Source organism: Enterobacter sp. kpr-6, assembly GCF_900116015.1.
Classification (GTDB): domain Bacteria; phylum Pseudomonadota; class Gammaproteobacteria; order Enterobacterales; family Enterobacteriaceae; genus Enterobacter_D.
Window position 1 is genome coordinate 1 of record NZ_FOYH01000018.1, and the last position, 1,025, is coordinate 1,025.

Below are 1,025 nucleotides of genomic sequence, written 5' to 3' on the forward strand. Positions count from 1 at the left end.
CGGATAACCCCATCAATTAACCTTCCGGCACCGGGCAGGCGTCACACCGTATACGTCCACTTTCGTGTTTGCACAGTGCTGTGTTTTTAATAAACAGTTGCAGCCAGCTGGTATCTTCGACTGGTTTCAGCTCCGCGAGCAAGTCGCTTCACCTACACACCAGCGTGCCTTCTCCCGAAGTTACGGCACCATTTTGCCTAGTTCCTTCACCCGAGTTCTCTCAAGCGCCTTGGTATTCTCTACCTGACCACCTGTGTCGGTTTGGGGTACGATTTGATGTTACCTGATGCTTAGAGGCTTTTCCTGGAAGCAGGGCATTTGTTACTTCAGCACCGTAGTGCCTCGTCATCACGCCTCAGCGTTAAAGTGAACCGGATTTACCTGGAACACACGCCTACACGCTTAAACCGGGACAACCGTCGCCCGGCCAACATAGCCTTCTCCGTCCCCCCTTCGCAGTAACACCGAGTACAGGAATATTAACCTGTTTCCCATCGACTACGCCTTTCGGCCTCGCCTTAGGGGTCGACTCACCCTGCCCCGATTAACGTTGGACAGGAACCCTTGGTCTTCCGGCGAGCGGGCTTTTCACCCGCTTTATCGTTACTTATGTCAGCATTCGCACTTCTGATACCTCCAGCAGCCCTCACAGGCCACCTTCGCAGGCTTACAGAACGCTCCCCTACCCAACAACACATAGTGTCGCTGCCGCAGCTTCGGTGCATGGTTTAGCCCCGTTACATCTTCCGCGCAGGCCGACTCGACCAGTGAGCTATTACGCTTTCTTTAAATGATGGCTGCTTCTAAGCCAACATCCTGGCTGTCTGTGCCTTCCCACATCGTTTCCCACTTAACCATGACTTTGGGACCTTAGCTGGCGGTCTGGGTTGTTTCCCTCTTCACGACGGACGTTAGCACCCGCCGTGTGTCTCCCGTGATAACATTCTCCGGTATTCGCAGTTTGCATCGGGTTGGTAAGCCGGGATGGCCCCCTAGCCGAAACAGTGCTCTACCCCCGGAGATGA

General features: G+C 54.3%; 1 rRNA gene. It reads right to left on the bottom strand.

Annotated elements, in window-relative coordinates:
- Positions 1–1,025, bottom strand: a 23S ribosomal RNA gene (locus tag BM373_RS21325); the annotation flags it as partial.